The organism is Ferrovum myxofaciens (assembly GCF_000735045.1).
GTDB lineage: Bacteria > Pseudomonadota > Gammaproteobacteria > Burkholderiales > Ferrovaceae > Ferrovum > Ferrovum myxofaciens.
This window is the reverse complement of sequence record NZ_JPOQ01000483.1, coordinates 1-803: the sequence shown is the minus strand read 5'-3', so window position 1 is coordinate 803 and position 803 is coordinate 1. Positions and strand designations below refer to the sequence as shown.

At 56.5% G+C, this 803-nt stretch carries 1 protein-coding gene; it reads right to left on the bottom strand.

What is annotated here, in order from left to right; all coding sequences use genetic code 11:
• Positions 1 to 711 (bottom strand): PDDEXK nuclease domain-containing protein (locus tag IV91_RS0114695; RefSeq protein ID WP_035418853.1); only part of this gene is annotated, 711 nt, incomplete at its 3' end.
• Positions 712 to 803: the final 92 nt, after the last annotated feature.

The following is an 803-nucleotide window of genomic DNA, read 5'->3' as shown; positions in this document are numbered from 1 at the left end:
ATCGTCTTTGCCGACGCTCATGCGCTTTTGTCGGGCGACGAAGCAGAAGCCGCTGCCCAGTTCCAGCAGCACCGATTCCATTTCGCGCAGGATGGCCAACTCCAGGTCTTTCTCGCTGTAAGCACCGGCGAGGCCCAGAAAGTCGAGCAGGTAGGGATCGCGGAACACCAGATCGGGCGTCATGCGCCCATCCCGCAAGGTGGCAAGCTCCTGCCGAATCACCTCTTCGCTGTTCTTAGACAGCGCTGTGCGCTCGAACAGCATGCCGTCGATTTTCTGCCGCAGGGCACGGACACTCCAACGTTCCACCCGGCACATTTCGGCGTAGAACTCGCGAGTCAGGGCATCCTTCAGTGGCAGTAACGCCAGAAAGTGAGTCCAAGTCAATTCTTGTATCAGTGATACAAGAATTCGCTCATCAGGGAATTGCTCGGCAAACCGGGCCATGCGGGTCAGGGCGGAATAGCTGAACCCCTTGCCAAACTCCCGTTCCAATTCTTGCGCCAGCGATACAAGGATCCGCTGTCCGTATTCGGCGCGGCCATCCGTCAGGTTTTCGGCCAACAGTCGTTTGCCGATGCGCCAGTAGGTCAGTGTCAGGGCACCATTGGCAGCACGTGCAACCTGCCGGCGCGCATCTTCGATGAGTGCGCGGATTTCAACAAGCAGGTAATCCGCCCCCGGTGTCAGAGAATCTGTCGCCTCAACCATCTCTAAGCCACAAACCAGTTCTGCACTAGCAGTTCATCATAAATTGTAAAGTCATTCACATTGCGCGTAACCAGCACAAGTTTACAGGTTGC